The organism is Brumimicrobium oceani (assembly GCF_003143775.1).
Taxonomy (GTDB): domain Bacteria; phylum Bacteroidota; class Bacteroidia; order Flavobacteriales_D; family Crocinitomicaceae; genus Brumimicrobium; species Brumimicrobium oceani.
Genome location: NZ_QFRJ01000018.1, coordinates 1 through 18,860, shown reverse-complemented (window position 1 = coordinate 18,860; position 18,860 = coordinate 1). Strand labels below are relative to the sequence as shown.

The window sequence follows — 18,860 nt, the reverse complement described above, 5'->3', positions numbered from 1 at the left end:
ATGCTAAACCTATCGAAGAATCCTATTCATAAGAAAATAAACAGTTCAAAGTATAGCGCTTTAACAATTGTAAAAAACAGAGTTGGCCACAGGGTTCTCCCTAGAATTCTAACTGGTGCATTAATAATTTTCATCATCTTTCTATTTGTCCCTTGGACTCAAAATATTCGAGCAAGAGGAACTGTTACCGCTTTATCTCCCGAGTCTCGACCACAAATGTTACATTCTATCATTCCGGGAAGAATTGAAGAGTGGTTTGTTCGAGAAGGAGATTTCGTGAAACGAGGAGATACCATTGTGAAAATATCTGAAATAAAATCAGAGTATTTCGATCCACAATTAGTGGAAAGAACAACGGACCAAGTAGAGGCATCAGAAAAGTCAATTGAAGCCTATTCGAGTAAGGTAAACACTTTGGAAGATCAGATTAAAAACCTGCAAGCTGTGCTAAGTCTTAAATTGGAGCAAGCCAAAAACAAACTAAAACAAGCCCAGTTAAAAGTAAAAAGCGACAGTATCAAATATGTGGCGACAACATTAAATGAAGAAATCGCCAAAAAACAGTTGGACAGGTTTGAGGAGTTATTTAACGACGGTTTAAAGTCACAAACTGAATTTGAAAGTCGAAAACTAAAATATCAAAAAACCATCGCAGAACAAATAGGTGCAGAAAATGATTTATTGGCATCCCGAAACGAAGTAATCAATGCGCAAATCGAGTTAACTACGATTAGAAATGATTACAACATCAGCATTTCCAAAATTAACTCTGAAAAATTTAGCACAGCCTCTAATCAAATGAGTGCAATAAAAGACTTACGTTCTTTAGAAAATAAATTATCGAATTATCAGGTCAGACAAGGACTATATTATGTGACCTCTCCACAGGATGGGTATATCACTGAATCTTTAACTACCGGAATTGGGGAAATGATAAAAGAGAATCAGCAAATCGTAAGTATTATGCCTGCAAATGCCGATCTCGCAGTAGAAATGTTTGTTCAGCCAATAAACATTCCTTTACTCAAAAAAGGTCAACACGTTAGAATTCAATTTGACGGATGGCCTGCAATTGTGTTTTCTGGGTGGCCAAATAAAAGCTATGGAACTTTCGGTGGAACAGTAAACGCAATAGATCGTTTTGCGCAAGCCGATGGAACATTCAGAATTTTGGTAGAACCAGACACAACAAAACAAAGCTGGCCTGAAGTTTTGAGTCTAGGTGGTGGAGCAAACAGCATGCTATTGCTTTCAGATGTACCTATTTGGTATGAATTATGGCGTCAATTTAATGGGTTCCCACCTGATTATTACAGCAATGGAACTAGCAACTCAAAAGAAAAGGAGAAATGATCAGAAAATACCTTTTATATATTGCACTGTCTTTTTTTGCTTCATCCACAGTGGCTCAAGATTCAACGCAAGTTTTAGGCTTAGTTGATTTTCTCAAAATCGTAAGGGAATTTCATCCATTGGCAAAACAGGCGAATTTAAAAATTGAGTATGGAAAAGAAAATCTGAAAGCCAACCGTGGAGCTTTTGATCCTTATCTATATGGCGATTTAAGCCAAAAATACTTTGACGATAAACAGTATTACGACTTACTGAATGCCGGAATGAAAATTCCAACTTGGTTTGGAATAGAAATAGATGCTGGATACGAACAATCAAACGGAAACTACGTGAATCCGCAACGTGGAACACCCGCTAACGGCTTGGTTTACGCAGGAATTTCTATTCCTCTCGGTCAAGATTTGTTTATCGATCAGCGCAGGGCTGATTTAAGAAAGGCCCAGGTCTATCAGAAAATTAGCGAAGCAGAACAACGGATTTTAATGAACGATTTAATGAAGGAAGCGATTTCATCCTATTGGAAATGGGTGGGCGCATCGCGCAAATACAAAATCTATAAAGAAGGAGAAGAGTTGGCTAAAATTCGCTACAATTCAACAAAGCGCTCTTCAATTGTAGGTGAAAATGCGAGCATCGATACAGTTGAAGCATTCATTCAGTATCAAAACAGATCTATATTATTGCAAGATGCAATTTTAGAGTACAGAAATAGCAATGCCGAATTGGAAATTTATTTATGGAATCAAGATGGGGTTCCACTAGAATTAAGTGCCGACATAGTTCCGCCAAGTTCAAATCAATTCGAAAACAAATTGGACTTAGCATCAATGAAACTACATCTAGATTCCTTAATTGAAAACCATCCAAAATTAGCCAAAAAGCAATTGTATTTGGAACAACTTAATATACAGCGGCAATTAGATTTAGAACGATTAAAACCAAAGTTTGATTTAAAATATAATGCATTAAATGAACCCATTGATGGAGACGTCATTCAAGCTTATTCCATGAACAATTATAATTGGGGACTATCCTTTAAGATGCCTATTTTTCTGAGAAAAGAAAGAGGGCAACTCCAAAAAACAAACATTTTTATATTAGAAAAACAATATGAAATTGATCAAACTGAACGTTCACTGAGCCTGAACCTGAAAGCCGCTATAAATACTTGGGAAACCACACAACAACAATTATCAGGTTATACAACGATTGTGAATAGCACCAATCGGTTATTACAAGCGGAACAACAAAAATTTGAAGCAGGAGAAAGTTCGCTCTTCCTTGTTAATGCCAGAGAATGGAGCTTCATCAACACGCAAATCAAATTTATTGATTTATTGATTAAATCACAGAAAGCGTTCATGAATATTGAGTATGAATTGGGGAGCTTGGATTGATTTGGAAAAGTGAGGGTTGGATATGGGTTTTACCGCAGAGATAAATGAGGTTTCGCAGAGAAAAGAAGAGTTACGCGAAGTCTCGCAAAGGTGCAAAGATGCGCGAAGGAGTGTCTCAGGAAGGGTTATGAAGAGAAAAAAGGAGAATTACGCGGAGTCTCGCTAAGGCGCAAAGATGCGCGAAGGAGTGACTCAGGAAGGGTTATGAAGAGAAAAAAGGAGAATTACGCGGAGTCTCGCTAAGGCGCAAAGATGCGCGAAGGAGTGTCTCAGGAAGGGTGACGTGGAGAAAAAAGGAAAATTACGCGGAGTCTCGCTAAGGGGCAAAGATGAGCGAAGGAGTGTCTCAGGAAGGGTTACGAAGAGAAAAAAGGAAAATTACGCGGAGTCTCGCTAAGGTGCAAAGATGCGCGAAGGAGTGTTTCAGGAAGGGTTACGCAGAGAAAAGAAGAATTACGCGGAGTCTCGCTAAGGGGCAAAGATGCGCGAAGGAGTGTCTCAGGAAGGGTTATGAAGAGAAAAAAGGAGAATTACGCGGAGTCTCGCTAAGACGCAAAGATGCGCGAAGGGGTGTCTCAGGAAGGGTTACGAAGAGAAAAAAGGAGAATTACGCGGAGTCTCGCTAAGGGGCAAAGATGCGCGAAGGAGTGTCTCAGGAAGGGTTACCTCGGAGGTGCAAAGATTGGCAAAGAAAAAAAGAGTGACGCAGAGATGCGGGAGAAGCAAAGGGCGCAGAGGGCTTTATTCAGTTGACGTGTTTGGAGGTGGAGAGTTTACACCTGCGGTGTTGGCGGGGAAGAACTCTATCTAAACTCTATCGAATGATCAGTCACTGTCTAGCCATAAATTTCATTTAGAATTCCTGCTAAGCGCACACCGCCTTTCAATAATTGCATTTTTAGTGTTCCCCAATGCGCGTATTGATATTTATACTCCCAACCATAATCGCTTTCAAAATCGTAAATCCCATCACGGAAAGGCATACATTGATGCGCCCAATCTTCAACGCTGTCTGATTGCCAAGAAACAACTTCCTCGTGTGTGGGGTGATTAATAATTTCGGTTAACTCCGTGTAGCTGTATTTTTTACCGTCTACAATATCGCTGTCCCAAACCCTGTGCAAATTAGAATTTGTTCCAAACCATGTTACCTTGGCTTGATTTCCTCCTCTATCCTTCCCATTCCCTACATGAAGAGGTTGGTGAATATCTCCAACTAAATGAACCAAAATCATAAGATACTCTTTTTCTAGCTGTACATCTAAATCATCTCTTTTCAATTGATTAACAACAAAATTAATCCCTGAAATCACATCCCCTTTTGGATTTAAATTTGTTTCGCTGTATTTCATTCCATCAGGAATGGTCACATAATGCCAAGGTTTTAAAGAGTCATATTTTTCATCAGATTTAATATCATCCATCCAATTACTTACCTCTGCCAAAGTTTGATTACCCAAAATACTTTGAATTTTGTGCTTTGTTGCCTCATTTAAATGCTTGCTTGCTACTTCACCAACAACTCGGTGACCTAGCATCCCCCAAGAATTTCCTTGAAAAGGAATTATTAGCATTAATAAAAACGTGAAAGACAGGATTAAATTCTTCATCATATTAAATTTTGGATAAAGTTAGAAGAAATTTAAGAACCATTACTTTGAAAAAGTTTATCCTCGTTTATTTTCATTAAGATACACCACTAGCTGATAAACCAATGAAACAGGATTTTGTTGATGAAAAGGCAGGTCTGATTGAATGTTTAACAATCTTCTGCCGTTTTCGATAGCGTTTTCTTGTGATGCTTCAGCATCTTCCTCCAATTTCAAATAAATACTTTTACTGAATCTATATGATTTACCACTCTTTTCATAATTCAAACCCCATCGTTCACCAAGAAACTTATAATAAAATTTTCTGTGGTGTTTTTGCTCTGTGTAGTTATAATGCAAATAGTACCACAGTTCAAAAGAATCGTTGGAATATGCTATTTTATATCCTAAAGTTCTTCCTTTTGAAATAGCATTATCAAAATCGGAAAACTCCCTTTCACCATTTCTTAAGTCCATATCAAAAACGCACCACACCTCATCATATTCAACGTCTTTGCTTTTTAACATTAGAGTTGTCGACTCAATTAATTTTAATTTACTTTGCCCTTTTAAGTCTACAGCCTCCACTTTTAGTGTTAAAACAGGAAATGATTCAAAATATAACTTTTCAGTTTGTCCTTCACAAACTATCAAAATTATCTTAAAAGTTTCTTTTGTTTCCAATTGATAAACAGAAGATTTCGTCTTTTTCAACCAAGGCTTTTTCGCTTTCACATCTGTTTTCTTAATAGCTTTTGTTTTTTTTAGGCATCTTCTTTTATTTTCATCAGCTTTCTAAAATCTCCTAAAAAAGGGATAGCTCCATATTTGCCTTGAATATAATCTTTTTCAAAAGAAGATGTATTTCTAACACCTTTAAATTGAGCCAAAGAATACAAATGACTTGCTCCATATTTATCTTTTTCAACAAATTCTATTTGATCTCGTCTTAATAAATTTGGAGACAAAAGATTAGAATCATGCGTTGTAAAAACAAGTTGAGACCCAATATTACTTTCTGAATTGAATAATTCAAGAATTTTCTTTGTCAATAATGGATGAAATCTTGCATCAAATTCATCAATAAAAATTGGAGATTGATTATTTATTGCATCGTAAATAAGAGGGCTTAGTTCAAAAAGTTTTTTAGTTCCTTCCGATTCATGACCGATAAAAGGAAACGAATGTGTCTCATTAAAGACCTTATTTTCATCATACTTCTTTCTTGTTGAAACAAGAATCTTACCTTTTTTATTATCTTCAAATACATTTCTTATCCTTTCATTTATATCAGGTAAATCCTCAAGAGAAACCTCCATAGCAGTCAAATCCTCAATTCCAATGTCTCCATATTTTAGAAAATCAATTATATATTTCTTCTTATTTAAATCATTTAAAGCATCACCTGCATATCGATACATACCCTGATGACCTAAACCGTTAACTACAATAATAGACCCTAAACTATCAATAATTTGTTTCGATAATTTCCCGAACCCAAATGTGGCCAGCGTTGACAAAAACAAGGAATTATTTCTAAAAACTTCATTTTCATCCGAATCATCGTCCAACAAAGTGAGTAACTTATTCCCTTCAGAGTAATTAGTTTTATCAAGTTTTATGACTTCTTGATTATCACGAATAAAAAATGGTAAATCTCTACCTTTTGGTTTTCCATACAACCATTCTGAAACTATCTTTTCGTTATCAGCTTCAAAACCATATCTAAATTTAATATTGTTATGCCAAAAAATCATTTGAAAAAAAGTAGGTTCATTTTCAGTCTCCGTTGAAAGTTTAAATGACTCCACTGCATTCAATGCCTTTTCATCTTTTACAGACGTTCGAATAATTCTCACAAATGAAACCAAGGCTTTTATTATGTTACTTTTTCCACTTGCGTTTGCGCCGTATATTGCTTTTGACTTCAAAAATGAAACAGCCTCTTTGTTCTCACCTTTAATCACGTTTAGAACATCAAGATTTGGTTTACTTGATTTTATATTTGCAGATGAAAGATTTAAAGTTTGAATATCTTTAAATGATTTGTAGTTACCGAAACTAAATTCTTGAATTTTCATGTTAAATGATTATTTTCATATTTTATGCAAATATAAGAATAAGGACTAACTTCTAATCGAGTGTTCGTAAGAAAACTACGGATTTTCAAGTCATTGATAAGAAGATTCCATAGATAAGGCTTGTGAAGTTCTATATTATCAGGAGTTTATATTTATTAGTGCGATGGCTGCGATGTGCAGAGTCTGACCTTCCCATTGACGGATATTTGGGGTTTTCTTGCAAAAACTAATTACTTCTAAAATTTGAAAACCCACTCCCCGCCTTTTAACATTTTATTTAGAACTTATATAAACAATAGTGAAAACAGAATGTTAATTGGTTAACTTTGTAAACTTTTTTTAGGAACGATAGAGTATTTAAAAAATGAAGAAACAAATCACTCCACTGGGGAGATTATTTGTGGTTTTAACCAAGAATTACCTTAGCGTATTTAGCGCTAAGTTAAAAGACTTGCCAATTGATAAGTATTTCTATCCTTTCTGGGTAATTTCAAATAACGATGGAGAAATCACCTCAAAAAGATTGGCAGAAATTCTTCAAACAGATAAAGTACTTGTAGTTAGAATTTTGAAGTATCTCATGGAAAATGGCTTCATAGAGAAGTTAAAGCATCCAAACGATAAGCGGTCTTTCTTGTTGCATGTGACGAAATACGGGAAGGAATATGTTCCGATTATAGAAAAAGCATTAATTGAAACAGATCAAGAATTTACAAGTGTACTTAGCAAAAGCACTAAAGATCTTGTTTTGTCTGAAATAACCGACTTAGCGAATAAAGTTGGGCCAATTGATGGTGAAAGAATTGTATTCGACTATAAAAGATTAAATAAATAAACGATGAAAATAAAAATACTCCTTTTTTCAATTCCTTTGATGCTTGCCTTTTCTTGTAGTGAAGACCCTGGACTAAAGACAAACACGGGAAAAATCGACTACACAAATGTTGATTTTTTTGTCACTAAGTCTGAACCGTTTGAAGAAACAATTACTGTTCCGGGCAAAACCATGCCTTTCGAACAAGTAAATGTATACAGCGAGATCAACGGGAGAGTTAAAAAAATTCATTTTCAAGAAGGAGACTTAGTGAAAAAAGGTCAACTATTGCTTACTGTTGATACAGATATTTTGCAATCAAATAGAAACAAGCTGAAAGTTGATTTAGAATTAGCAAAGAAAGACCAGGCAAGAAAGCAAACGCTTTTCGAAAGTGAAGCAGGTACGCAAGAGGCTTTTGAGCAAGCAGAATCTAATGTCAATTCTTTGAAGGCTCAGATCCAATCTTTAGATGTTCAAATTTCTAAAGGAAGAATCACTGCTCCATTTGAGGGAATTGTTGGTTTAAGAGAAATTAGTGAAGGCGCTTTCATTACCACTAGCGATTTGATCACTGTTTTGGCACAAACAAACCAATTAAAAGTTGATTTCGCCATCTCACAGCGTTATGCTCACAAAGTAAAAAAAGGTCAGAAAGTCACTTTAAGAACACCTTCTGACTCATTAAACCCAACTCCTGTACATGCGGAAGTGTATGCCTTTAGCCCAGTTATTAATCAAAATACACAAATGTTGAATGTAAGAGCGAAAGTTGGAGAGAGCAAAAACATTGTGGCAGGTGGATTTGTAAATATTGATTATAACCTAGGGGAATCTGCTAACACTATTACCGTACCCGCATCAGCAATTGTATCTGTAATTGACGGACAAATTGTTTGGGTGTTTGAAAACGGAAAAGCAGCAAAAAGAAATGTAAATATTGGGAATCGTTCCAGTACCAATGTGCAATTGTTCGGAGATATAAAAGCAAACGACACCGTAATTATGACTGGATTATTAGGAATGAGACCAGGAGTATCAATTAAAGCGAAAAACGAAGTTAAATGAGCATATCATCAGTAAGCATAAACCGACCGGTGCTAGCAATGGTTTTGTCCATTGTGATCGTCATTTTCGGTGCTATAGGATTTTACTCCTTAGGCGTTAGAGAATTCCCTTCAGTGGATCCACCAATTATAACGGTAACCACCAACTATCCCGGTGCAAATGCCGACATTATAGAATCTCAAATTACCGAACCCATTGAGGAAGCGGTAAATCAGGTTCAAGGAATTCGTACTATGACCTCTGTGAGTAGTGATGGACGAAGCACGATTACAGTAGAATTCAACTTAGACTTGGATCTCGATAATGCAGCCAATGACATTCGAGATAAAGTTTCTGGCGCCATTCGAATGTTGCCCGACGATGCAGACCCACCAATTGTAGCCAAGTCTGATGCGGATGCGGAAACTATTTTCTCAATGACTGTTCAATCCGATAACAGAAGTCTGTTGGAACTTACAGATATTGGGATCAACTTATTTAAGGAACGTTTACAAACCATTTCTGGAATCAGTAGGATTTATCTTTGGGGAGAGAAGAAGTTTTCAATGAAATTGATGTTGGAGCCCAATAAAATGACGGCCAAAAACATTACAGCAACAGAGGTTAGATCAGCATTATTGAAAGAAAATATTGAACTGCCTTCTGGTAGAATTGAAGGAGACAATGTAGAATTAACCATTCGAACTTTTGGAAGGCTTTCCACAGAAAAAGAATTTAATAATCTCATCATCCGAGAAGAAAATGGTGAAATTATAAGGTTGAGTGATATTGGAGTGGCTGAAATGCGTCCGGAAAACGAAAGAACAATTCTCCGTGGAAATGGCGGTGTTCCAATGATTGGTATTGCGATACAGCCCCAACCTGGTGCAAACTACATTGAAATTGTTGATGAAATTTATGAGAAAATCAACAGTATTAGTGCAGATTTACCAGAAGATATAAAACTTGGAGTAGCACTAGATACAACCGAAAACATTAGAAAGTCTATCTCAGAAGTTCAAGAAACGGTAATCATTTCTTTCTTACTTGTAGTTTTGGTTGTTTTCTTGTTTTTGAGAAACTGGAGGACAACTTTGGTTCCAATTATTGCTATTCCAATTTCGTTAATAGGTACATTCTTCATCATGTATTTGATGGATTTCTCTATTAATATCTTAACTCTTTTGGCAATTGTTCTAACCACAGGGCTTGTAGTGGATGATGCCATTGTAGTAATGGAAAATATTTATACAAAGATTGAACGGGGTATGAAACCCAAAAAAGCAGCAATTGAAGGAGCCAATGAAATAATCTTCGCAATTTTAGCAACGACAATTACGCTTACAGCAGTATTTATGCCTGTAATCTTCTTAGATGGTTTAACAGGAAGATTATTTAGAGAGTTTGGAGTCGTCGTCGCCGGCTCTGTCATTATTTCTTCCTTCGTTTCTTTAACGCTAACACCGATGATGTCTTCCCGATTATTGAAGAAATCCAAAGCGAAGAGCAAACTTTTTGTGAAGTCTGAAAAATTCTTTAATGGAATGGAGAGGGGCTACAAACGCTCATTAATTGCCTTCATGAGACGTCCTTGGCAGGCATTTATTTATATGGCGTTAATTATTGCTTCGATATTTGTTTTCGGAAGCCAACTACAGTCTGAACTGGCCCCAATGGAAGATAAAAGTCGTTTGATGATTATGAGCACAGCTCCAGAGGGAACATCTTTTGAACGCATGGATGAATTTCAACAAGAAATCATTTCTTATGTCGACACTTTAGAGGAAAGAAAAAATCTGCTTTCTGTTACTGCTCCTGGATTTGGTTCATCAATTTCTACCAACACTGGTTTCGTGCGCTTGAACCTTTTACCTAAAGGAGAAAGGAAAAAAAGTCAGGATGAAATAGCCAATGAAATCACTGGCAAACTGAAGGAATTTAATTTTGCAAGAACATTCGTAGTTCAAGAACAAACTATTGGAGGTGGTCGAGGAAGAGGTTTACCTGTTCAATATGTACTGCAAGCGCCAACTTTGGAAAAATTAGAAAAAGTTATTCCTGATTTTATGGATAAAGCCAAAGAAAGTGGTGATTTCCAGATTGTAGATGTCGACTTAAAATTCAACAAACCAGAACTCCAAGTAACCATCAATCGTGACAAAGCGAGTATGGTTGGTGTTTCAGTATTAGATATTGCTCAAACGATGCAGCTTTATTTCTCTGGTCAGCGCTACGGATATTTCATCAAAAATGGGAAACAATATGAAGTAATTGGCCAAGCGCAAAAAGAATTCAGGAATGAGCCAAAAGACTTGCAAGAAATAAATGTGCGCAGCAAAAGTGGGGAATTAATTCCATTGAGCAATTTGGTCGACTTAAAAGACGAATCAAGTCCACCTCAATTGTATCGCTACAACAGATATGCCTCTGCGACTATTCAAGCCTCACCAGTTCCAGGTAAAACAATAGGAGACGGTATTGAAACAATGGATAAAATTGCAGAAGAACTACTGGATGCTTCTTATACAACTTCTTTGGCAGGTACTTCAAAAGAATTTATGGAAAGTGGTAACAGTTTAATTTTCGCTTTTGGATTGGCGTTAATTCTTGTTTATCTAGTATTGTCGGCACAATTCGAAAGTTTCAGAGATCCTTTTACAATTATGTTAACAGTACCTCTGGCACTTGCAGGTGCAGTACTCACCCTTTGGATATTTGGTCACACCCTAAATATTTTTAGTCAGATTGGAATTATTGTATTGGTTGGATTAGTAACCAAAAACGGTATTTTGATTGTAGAGTTCGCAAATCAACGTAAGAACGCTGGACTAACTCTAAAGTCTGCTATAATTGATGCTTCTTCCGCACGATTTAGACCTATTTTGATGACTTCACTGGCTACCATTTTAGGAGCACTTCCAATTGCGTTGGCCTTGGGAGATGCTGCAACCAGTCGTGTTCCCATGGGACTTGCAATTATTGGAGGATTAACATTCTCTTTGGTCTTAACTCTTTACATTATTCCAGGACTTTACATTTACATTTCTTCAAAACAGAAAAAATCAGTAGAATCTATAGAAGCAACTGAAAACAAAGCATTAGAATCATGAGAACACTAATTTTGAGTAGCATATTATTGCTTAGTTCACTATCCATCGCGCAAGAAAAACTGGGGTTAGAACAAGTCGTAAGCCGTGTTTTATCGCAGAATTTCGGTATTCAAATTGCAAAAATTGATACTGAAATTGCAAAGAATGAAAACAATATTGGTGCAGCAGGATACTTGCCAACACTTGATGTTCAAGCAACACAAGACCTAGCACAGAGCACTGCACGACAGGAATTCATCAGCGGAGATGTTAACGAGGCAACAAATGCAAGTAATAGAGCTTTCAGTGCTGGAGCAATGTTAAACTGGACCTTTTTTGATGGTTTCAAAATGTTTGCAACAGACAAAAAACTAGAGGAGTTGGAGCGTTTTAGCGAGTTGAACTTACGTGCTTCAATGGAAATGAAAATCTATGAAGCGGTGGTGAATTACTACACACTTCTTTCACTTCAGGAAATGGAAGAAGTGTACACTGGTGCCATTGAATTGTCTAAAATGCGTAAAGATTATATGCAAAGTCGGTTCAACAGTGGTGCTGCAAATAGAATTCAGTTAATGCAAGCTGAGTTAGATTTAACCGCTGATAGCGCGGCATACATAGCGAATCAGCAATCTCAGGCACAAGTAAAAGCTGATTTAAGTAAAGTTTTGCAGCTTCCTGTTACGGAGGAGATAATCGTTGAAGGAGATTTAGGTGCGCAAGAGAAAAAGCAAGAATGGAATGCAATTGCAAGTCAATTTATGGAGCAAAACACTTCTATCATGCAGGCAAAATCGAATATTGCCATTTCTGAATTATCAACGAAAGAAGCACAAAGTAGATTTTATCCGCAATTGAGCTTTTATGCTGCTTACGATTATGGAAATTCCGTAAACGAAGTTGGTTTCTTGGCTTCGAATAGAAGTTACGGACCTAGCATAGGAATTACAGCAAAATGGAGTATTTTGAATCATTTATCGCGTGCAACAGAATTAAAAAACAGCAGATTAAACGAAGAACGTTCTCAGTTAGCTTATCAAAATGACTCCATCAATGCTTTGGCAGATTTGCGTAATTATTACGAAGTAATGCAGTTTGCGGAGGAAAAACTATTGTTTGAGCAACGCAATATTTCACAAACGAAGTCCATTATTGACATTTCTGAGACGGCTTTAAAAGCGGGTAGTATTACACCTTTAGAACTCAGGGAAATTCAGTACAGTGCCATTCAAGCAGAAGGAAGATTGTTGCAATCTCAAATTGAATACCAAACCGCAAGGTTAAATATTTCTTTGTTGAGTGGTGGTTTTCAAAGTTTATTTTAAGAAATAAGCTTTGAAAACCATGCTACGAGATGTAATCTCGCAGCAGCCATCAACCTCGCAGCAGCGCAAGCTCGCGGCAGCGAAATATTAAAGTTATCGAAGCAGTTCAGCAACCTGAGCTGCTTTGTAATTCCAAGACATTTTTTTGAGTTCCTCGTAATTCGTTTCGAAAGGAATATTGTTTTGAAAATCTAATAAAGCTGATTTCAAATAATCGTAAACCGCTTGTTTTTCGGAGCGTTCGAATGCTGCCCCAGCATTGCATTGAATAATTGCTTTTGCGCTGTCTCCTTTTCCTATGCTTACAATTCTTCGTCCTGAAGCTAAGTACTCAAATGTTTTTCCGGGAATGGTTCCTTCAATTCCTGGAGTAATTAACAAAAGCACACGAGATTTTAGCATGGCGTGTACCGCTTGTTCGTGGGGAACTGGAGCATGAAATGATGCTTTATCGCCTAAATTATCGACAATTAATTCTTGTAATCTTTCCGACACAACCCCAGTTGCTTTAAATTGAATTGGTGCATCTGGAAAATCTTTGGCAAGTTGTCCTAGTGCTTCGAAAAACACGTCTGGTTCATATTTGTCAGATACTGTTCCTATGTAAGAAGCCAAGAAAACATCTTTATCTGGGTGAACCTCATCTTTCATTTTAAAATCATCTGGATCGAAGGCATTTGAAATAATTTCGAATTTATCTGATTTTACATTATTTGTTTTCGATAAAAAAGAAGCTTTAAATCCTTCGCCAACAGTAATTATTCTGTCAGACTCCTCTACCACTTGACGTTCTAATTTTAAATTTAGACGATGAGAAATCTTAGAATGTTGTAATAATGGATAGTAATAAATATCCGTCCAAGGATCTCTAAAATCGACTATCCACTTAATTTTATCTTTTAGTTTTCGTTTGAGTTTTAGTCCAATTAACTGAGTAGAATGTGGTGGCGAAGTAGTAATCACATTCTGAATATTTTCGCTTGCGATTATTTCCATTGCTTTTTTGTAGGCATGATTTCTCCATCCAATTCTAGGATCTGGGATAAAAATATTGCTCCTAATTCCGCTTACCAATTTCTGTTTCCAATGCTGCTCGTCTACATTAGAGTATCCGGCAGTAGGCACATTTTTTTTCCCCACCATTCGACTGTATATATTTATAGGCTCGAATGAATCGGATAAATGTACTTTTACATTTGGATGGATATCGTTTTTCAGACTTTCATCTAAATTAAAATAACTTGCTTTCTCAGGATCAACTGATATAACATGTACTTCGTGTCCAAGTCTCGCTAAATATTTGGTAAGTTTTAACCAACGCTGTACTCCTGCTCCTCCGCTTGGCGGCCAATAGTATGCGATAACGAGTACTTTCTTTGTTGAGTTCATTGGTTTATAAAATGTGGAATTTCAAAAATAAGAAATGAAATGGGATTCTTACAACCATAAGATGAAATCTCGCAGTAGCGAGGGTAATTACGGATTGAATAAGACCTATTAATGAATAGTCGAAGCCTCGTTTCGGATGAGGGGTAGTAGCGGCATCCTCTGACATTTTTGTCAGAGATATAGCTGATGACCCGACCCTGATCTTCTTGATCAATTTGTTGTCAAGAATTTTCAGTGGCAGCCCCAAAAACAAAAAATCCAGTTCCTCCTAAAAACAGTAAATACCATCTTAAAGAGAAACTGGAATTTAACAAGGAAAGCCCTTTAGGCTCTACAGTTCCATCCCATAAAAGCCCTTTTTCTTCAATTTCAAACCATAGGCGATTCCGTTATCTACGATCTCGATTCCTTCTGGTAATTTCTCTGGATTGACATCGAATTTCTTCAATGAAAAGCCACATGCGATAAGTTTCACTCCGCTTTTATTGAGTCTTTCTAAATGTTTTACCATGCGTTTTTTGTCTGTTAAATCATCAATGTTTTTTCCACAAAACACAACATGGAATTCACCGAAATCTGCTCCGTCTTCTTTCTTCATTTCGTCTGCAGCAAGTGAAATTGGTTTCAGTTGGCCCACTTTTTTGGTTAATACAATATAGTTTTTCTTGTTTGTATCTATGCTGTCTAGGTTTTGGGCAACTGCTGTTTGTGCGAAAACAAATACAAGCGCGAGTGTAATTATTGTTATTATATTTTTCATTTTTTCTGTTTTTATAATTTGATTATTTATTCAAAGTACTTGATGCTTTGAATAGTTATGCATACTTAGCGTCTGAAAGAATTTGGCTTTTGAATATTGGTTTGATGTACTTCTCTCTGCAAATATCTACAGGACGATTGAACATTGTTTGTATTTCATCTTTTAACCGTTGCTTAATAGCGTATAAATCTGGAGTATTCTCTTCAAATTCGACTATCAAGTCAATATCAGATTTTTCATTTTGCTCTCCTCTAGCAATAGAACCAAAAATGCCGATTTCCACCAAATGGCATTCCTTTTCAAACCTATTCTTTTTTAAGGTTAAATAATTTAATATTTCTTTAGCGTCAATCATAGCAATAAAGTTAACTCAAATATACAATTTTTATTTATGAAATTTCGCCTATGTTTTTCGGAATTGAATGTCATTCATAGCGAAGAACAAAAGTCCACCAGCCAAACCGATATTTTTAAATAGTGGTCCCATGGTTTGAACTTGTCCTACTTGAATGGTTAATGTAATTGGAATCAAAACCAAAAGAAGCAAAATTGCCGCCCACTTGGTCTTAAACCCAATCAAAAGCGCTATTCCTGCGATGAGCATTAAGATTCCAGAGGCGATTACGGCCACTTCTGGTGTACCCAAAAGTTGACCGATCGCTCCAAAATTAGCTTGTTCTATTCGTGAAACGGTTTTCTCCAAATTAAATAAATGGTTTAAACTCGCCACGATAAAAATTCCGCTTAACATCATTCGCAAAATAACCACTGATGACCTTTTTACTTCGAATGTTGAATTCATGATATTATTATTTAAAAAAATCCTCCCCATTTATCACCCTTCCCGATTATAATCGGGAGGGAGGCGCTTTAATTCTATTTCTTTCCGAGGAAGTGAATAAATTAAGAATATTAACCAAAACGGCCAACCCTATTTAGGGAAGTACACAATTCGTAATTGATAATTTGTAATTCGTAATTAATTAATGGAAATGATAATCTGTTCCTGGCAATTGCGACAAAACATTATCACCTAAATCTACTGCTTTTGCACGGCCATCTCTCACAGGTGAAATTGTTCCTTTTTCCTTCAAGTATTCCTCCAACACTTCGTGAACGGTGTATTCCTTCACTTCGGTTTCTGTTAAATTTGGCATTCTACACAACATGTGATCTGGTTCTCCCTCACGACGACAAGCAGAAACAGTATAAACTCTTTTCAAATCTAACGGCTCATTTCCTATTGTAATATTAATCACACGTTCGCCTTTTGGTTTACTTGAATCAAACTCCAAAGTCATTCCTGAGAAACGAACCAACCATCCTCCAAAACGTTCTTTTGGATCTTTTGCGAAAACGTTATGAATTTCTTTCTCCATCCAATCGTGAATTTGTTGACCAGTTGCTTTTCCTGTTTTCACGTACTCGTTTACAGGAAGCATATTCCACAAATATTCGTAGGTGATTGCTGCTTTTCCGTCTTTTCCAGGAACAAGTGGTGGACTAAAACGAAATCCATTCGAAATTGAGATATCTGCTCCTGTTTTCCACCTTGAAGCATCTGTAATAAAGTTATCCATCGGATTTTCAACTACGAAATATCTGTATAAAGGTGTAGAAGTATATCCTAAAACTCGGCTAATTTTATCTTTATACGGAGCCACCTCTTCCTTAATTACTGCAGCTACTTTTTCGTCTGGCGCATAAATTTCAGGATCAACTTCCATTAATTCATATCCCTCATAAGTGATTTTACCGTCTTTGAACACCAATTGCATTTTCCCAACGAATGATGCGAATGCTCCAGGTTCTGTAACTCTAGAAAATTCTCCTTGAAGTGGTTCACGAATTCTTTCGTGTGTATCGTTTCCTAAAATGTAATCTACTTTACTTAAAGTTGGGTCGTTCGATAAGTCAAATTGCTTTGAAATTCCGATGTGCGTAACTAAAAACAGAATATCAACCTCTTTTTCGTCTTTTAACTTGTTGACTAATGCGGCTAAATTATCATGCACTTTATCGAAACGGATTCCTTTACTAAATGAAGGATTTTGGCGCACAGGAATATCTGGATCATTATAAGAAATAAACCCAAGTTTAACACCTTTCAATTCTTTAATGAAATAAGGCGGGAAAATATATTCTTCTGTTTTGTCATCATACATATTTGCTGCGATAACTGGTGTTTCATATCCTTTAAGAACATTAATCATCTTTTCTTTTCCGTAAACCACCTCCCAGTTTCCAGGGATTAAGAAATCATATTCCATTGCTTTTACGATTCCAGAAAATGCGGTACCTTCCGAAAGTGCTGCTACTGCTCCACCTTGAATCAGATCTCCACCATCGAGAATTATTGTTCCTTCTGGATTTTTAGCACGTTCGGAGTTGAAAAGTGTTTTCATATTGGCCATTCCACCCAATCTTCTAAAGCTGATTTCTTCATTTTCCCAGAAGAGTTCGTCGTGCACTTCTATTTGACCATGAATATCTGCTGTTTGAAGAATTGTTATGGTATCGCCACTGTTATCTGAAATGATATTTGATTCCATGCTTTTGTTTTCTGTATCCGTGTTTGATCCACATGCAGTTAAGAAACTACCTGCAACGAGGATAGAAAGTATTTTTTTCATTTGATAAAATTTAATATTTGAGGCAAACCAAACCTGTTGATTGACTCCAATAAATAATGATGATGAGCTAGCTTGCTCTAAAATAATTTTTGATTTTTGTGAGGGAAATGCGTTCCTCAAACGGTATAAAAAAGCTGATGCAATTTTATAATTTTAAGCCTCTTGCAGGTAGACTCTAAATTGTTGATGTAAAAGATATAAAGGGGTTTTGTCTTTTACGGTAGAAGGTGATTCATAATCACTTAATGAAATATCTTCATTGATTATCCACTCTTTTTGAAAATCAAATTCTCTAAATGCTCCAAAAGTAGGTAGATCTGGAGTTGTATTGATAATTTCAGAAATATGATCTCCGGCATTATCTACATTTAAAGAAGCACAAAGCTCCTCCAAATTATTGGTGGTTTTGCTTTTATTGGTAACATCAGTTTGTGCTACACCAAGAGAGTCTTGAATTGAATTCCGCACAGAACAAGGCGAAAAAACAAGTATCAGCCCGAAGGCCAATACTTGAAAATACAACAAAATATTATTTTCTCTCTTTTTTTGATTCACGATTCAAAGATAAGGTAACTCTTCTCGGAATTAGGTGACAAAAGTCACAGTAAAGAGTATTTAACCTATTTTAACTGGATTTTTTTTTAATGATTAAGGTTTAATTATTAATGTTTAACGCCCAAGGGATTGAATTTCAACTGCGTTGAAATTGGGGTTTAATGAAAAAAAGTCCAGCGCAACTCTCGTTAAACACTAAACCTTAATAATTAAACATTAGAAATACAGCGCAAACACTTAGGAGTAATTATCTCATTTCTGAATTAATCTCTATTTGTCCAGTCAGGAGCTTGTGTATTGGACATTTATTGGCAATGGTCATGAGTCTTTCTTTTTGTTTACTATCGAGTTCTCCTTCCAATTCAATTTCTCTGTGAATACTTGGTAAATCTGCTGGTCTATCACCTTGAATAACCTTGATATTGGTTTTTACTCCTTTCAGATCCCATTCTTTTTTTTGTGCGTACATTTCTAATGTCGCAGAGGTACATGCCGCTAATGCTGCGGCGATCAACTCATAAGGTGACATCCCTTTATTTTGTCCTCCAAGGTCTTCTGGTTCGTCTGCTATTATGGTATGTCCAGAGGCCGATTTAATTTCAAGAGCGTAATTTCCTTCTAAGGTTTTGGATTGTGTTGCGTCCATAGCTTTTTTTTAAAATGAATAGTTCAAAATCAATTATGAAATATAAGAATAAAGGATTAACCCGCTTTATTCATCAGCTAGTTTTAACCAATTAAGAAAGGAGAAATATAAATTTCAATTTTTAACTAAGCGTTATTGTCTATTTTATTGATTTAATTTCTCACTTTTTGAGCGTGTTTTTC

At 36.2% G+C, this 18,860-nt stretch carries 16 protein-coding genes; 6 read left to right on the top strand and 10 right to left on the bottom strand.

Annotation, left to right across the window (positions count from 1 at the left end):
* Both DIT68_RS15155 and DIT68_RS15150 read left to right on the top strand, forming a co-directional pair.
* Positions 1-1,353, top strand: a complete 1,353-nt coding sequence (locus DIT68_RS15155) for an HlyD family secretion protein (RefSeq protein WP_109360669.1) — start codon at positions 1-3, stop codon at positions 1,351-1,353.
* Complete coding sequence (locus DIT68_RS15150; protein ID WP_109360668.1) at positions 1,350-2,750, top strand: TolC family protein; 1,401 nt, start codon at positions 1,350-1,352, stop codon at positions 2,748-2,750. Before DIT68_RS15155 ends, DIT68_RS15150 begins: the two co-directional genes overlap by 4 nt.
* 836 nt (positions 2,751-3,586) lie before the next feature.
* Here DIT68_RS15150 and DIT68_RS15140 read toward each other — a convergent pair.
* The 3 genes from DIT68_RS15140 to DIT68_RS15130 are packed head-to-tail and all read right to left on the bottom strand — an operon-like array spanning position 3,587 to position 6,420.
* A complete protein-coding gene (locus tag DIT68_RS15140; RefSeq protein ID WP_109360666.1) occupies positions 3,587-4,360 on the bottom strand; it encodes a S1/P1 nuclease in 774 nt (257 codons plus the stop codon).
* A 57-nt stretch (positions 4,361-4,417) separates the two neighbouring features.
* Positions 4,418-5,074, bottom strand: a complete 657-nt coding sequence (locus tag DIT68_RS15135; protein WP_233244214.1) for an RloB family protein — start codon at positions 5,072-5,074, stop codon at positions 4,418-4,420.
* Positions 5,075-5,103: 29 nt separating this feature from the next.
* Entirely contained in the window at positions 5,104-6,420 is a 1,317-nt protein-coding gene (locus tag DIT68_RS15130) for an AAA family ATPase (protein WP_109360664.1), read from the bottom strand.
* A 364-nt stretch (positions 6,421-6,784) separates the two neighbouring features.
* On the opposite strand from DIT68_RS15130, the gene DIT68_RS15125 reads away from it, so the two are divergent.
* From DIT68_RS15125 to DIT68_RS15110, 4 genes are read left to right on the top strand one after another with little or no spacing between them, the layout of a single operon-like run.
* Positions 6,785-7,255 (top strand): MarR family transcriptional regulator, encoded by a 471-nt coding sequence (locus DIT68_RS15125; protein ID WP_109360663.1) that lies wholly within the window; start codon positions 6,785-6,787, stop codon positions 7,253-7,255.
* Positions 7,256-7,258: 3 nt separating this feature from the next.
* Positions 7,259-8,302 carry an efflux RND transporter periplasmic adaptor subunit gene (locus DIT68_RS15120; protein ID WP_109360662.1) on the top strand — a complete coding sequence of 348 codons (1,044 nt, stop codon included), beginning with the start codon at positions 7,259-7,261 and terminating at the stop codon, positions 8,300-8,302.
* The gene (locus tag DIT68_RS15115; protein WP_109360661.1) at positions 8,299-11,391 is read left to right on the top strand and encodes an efflux RND transporter permease subunit; all 3,093 of its coding nucleotides are present in this window, start codon (positions 8,299-8,301) and stop codon (positions 11,389-11,391) included. Before DIT68_RS15120 ends, DIT68_RS15115 begins: the two co-directional genes overlap by 4 nt.
* Positions 11,388-12,695 (top strand): TolC family protein, encoded by a 1,308-nt coding sequence (locus tag DIT68_RS15110; RefSeq protein ID WP_109360660.1) that lies wholly within the window; start codon positions 11,388-11,390, stop codon positions 12,693-12,695. Before DIT68_RS15115 ends, DIT68_RS15110 begins: the two co-directional genes overlap by 4 nt.
* Before the next feature lie 93 nt (positions 12,696-12,788).
* Here the strand turns inward: DIT68_RS15110 and DIT68_RS15105 are convergent, their stop codons facing one another.
* The 7 genes from DIT68_RS15105 to DIT68_RS15075 all read right to left on the bottom strand — a co-directional run bounded on the left by DIT68_RS15105 (position 12,789) and on the right by DIT68_RS15075 (position 18,678).
* Positions 12,789-14,084 (bottom strand): glycosyltransferase, encoded by a 1,296-nt coding sequence (locus tag DIT68_RS15105; RefSeq protein WP_109360659.1) that lies wholly within the window; start codon positions 14,082-14,084, stop codon positions 12,789-12,791.
* A 331-nt stretch (positions 14,085-14,415) separates the two neighbouring features.
* On the bottom strand, positions 14,416-14,844 hold the full coding sequence (locus DIT68_RS15100; RefSeq protein ID WP_109360658.1) for a sulfur reduction protein DsrE: 429 nt from the start codon (positions 14,842-14,844) through the stop codon (positions 14,416-14,418).
* A gap of 55 nt (positions 14,845-14,899) precedes the next feature.
* Positions 14,900-15,199, bottom strand: coding sequence for a nucleotidyltransferase family protein (locus DIT68_RS15095; RefSeq protein WP_109360657.1), 300 nt, complete (start codon positions 15,197-15,199; stop codon positions 14,900-14,902).
* A gap of 48 nt (positions 15,200-15,247) precedes the next feature.
* Complete coding sequence (locus tag DIT68_RS15090; protein ID WP_199223435.1) at positions 15,248-15,646, bottom strand: DoxX family protein; 399 nt, start codon at positions 15,644-15,646, stop codon at positions 15,248-15,250.
* 181 nt (positions 15,647-15,827) lie between these two features.
* On the bottom strand, positions 15,828-17,477 hold the full coding sequence (locus DIT68_RS15085) for a bifunctional metallophosphatase/5'-nucleotidase (RefSeq protein ID WP_109360703.1): 1,650 nt from the start codon (positions 17,475-17,477) through the stop codon (positions 15,828-15,830).
* 153 nt (positions 17,478-17,630) lie between these two features.
* A complete protein-coding gene (locus DIT68_RS15080) occupies positions 17,631-17,945 on the bottom strand; it encodes a hypothetical protein (protein ID WP_146194245.1) in 315 nt (104 codons plus the stop codon).
* Positions 17,946-18,279: 334 nt separating this feature from the next.
* Positions 18,280-18,678 (bottom strand): OsmC family protein, encoded by a 399-nt coding sequence (locus DIT68_RS15075; RefSeq protein ID WP_109360655.1) that lies wholly within the window; start codon positions 18,676-18,678, stop codon positions 18,280-18,282.
* Positions 18,679-18,860 lie beyond the last annotated feature (182 nt).

What these genes read in the sequence shown, in the direction of transcription:
- DIT68_RS15075 (WP_109360655.1), bottom strand. Translation starts at nt 18,678, where the DNA reads ATGGACGCAACACAATCCAAAACCTTAGAAGGAAATTACGCTCTTGAA.
- DIT68_RS15140 (WP_109360666.1), bottom strand. Translation starts at nt 4,360, where the DNA reads ATGAAGAATTTAATCCTGTCTTTCACGTTTTTATTAATGCTAATAATT.
- DIT68_RS15105 (WP_109360659.1), bottom strand. Translation starts at nt 14,084, where the DNA reads ATGAACTCAACAAAGAAAGTACTCGTTATCGCATACTATTGGCCGCCA.
- DIT68_RS15095 (WP_109360657.1), bottom strand. Translation starts at nt 15,199, where the DNA reads ATGATTGACGCTAAAGAAATATTAAATTATTTAACCTTAAAAAAGAAT.
- DIT68_RS15110 (WP_109360660.1), top strand. Translation starts at nt 11,388, where the DNA reads ATGAGAACACTAATTTTGAGTAGCATATTATTGCTTAGTTCACTATCC.
- DIT68_RS15150 (WP_109360668.1), top strand. Translation starts at nt 1,350, where the DNA reads ATGATCAGAAAATACCTTTTATATATTGCACTGTCTTTTTTTGCTTCA.
- DIT68_RS15100 (WP_109360658.1), bottom strand. Translation starts at nt 14,844, where the DNA reads ATGAAAAATATAATAACAATAATTACACTCGCGCTTGTATTTGTTTTC.
- DIT68_RS15155 (WP_109360669.1), top strand. Translation starts at nt 1, where the DNA reads ATGCTAAACCTATCGAAGAATCCTATTCATAAGAAAATAAACAGTTCA.
- DIT68_RS15130 (WP_109360664.1), bottom strand. Translation starts at nt 6,420, where the DNA reads ATGAAAATTCAAGAATTTAGTTTCGGTAACTACAAATCATTTAAAGAT.
- DIT68_RS15120 (WP_109360662.1), top strand. Translation starts at nt 7,259, where the DNA reads ATGAAAATAAAAATACTCCTTTTTTCAATTCCTTTGATGCTTGCCTTT.
- DIT68_RS15115 (WP_109360661.1), top strand. Translation starts at nt 8,299, where the DNA reads ATGAGCATATCATCAGTAAGCATAAACCGACCGGTGCTAGCAATGGTT.
- DIT68_RS15090 (WP_199223435.1), bottom strand. Translation starts at nt 15,646, where the DNA reads ATGAATTCAACATTCGAAGTAAAAAGGTCATCAGTGGTTATTTTGCGA.
- DIT68_RS15125 (WP_109360663.1), top strand. Translation starts at nt 6,785, where the DNA reads ATGAAGAAACAAATCACTCCACTGGGGAGATTATTTGTGGTTTTAACC.
- DIT68_RS15085 (WP_109360703.1), bottom strand. Translation starts at nt 17,477, where the DNA reads ATGAAAAAAATACTTTCTATCCTCGTTGCAGGTAGTTTCTTAACTGCA.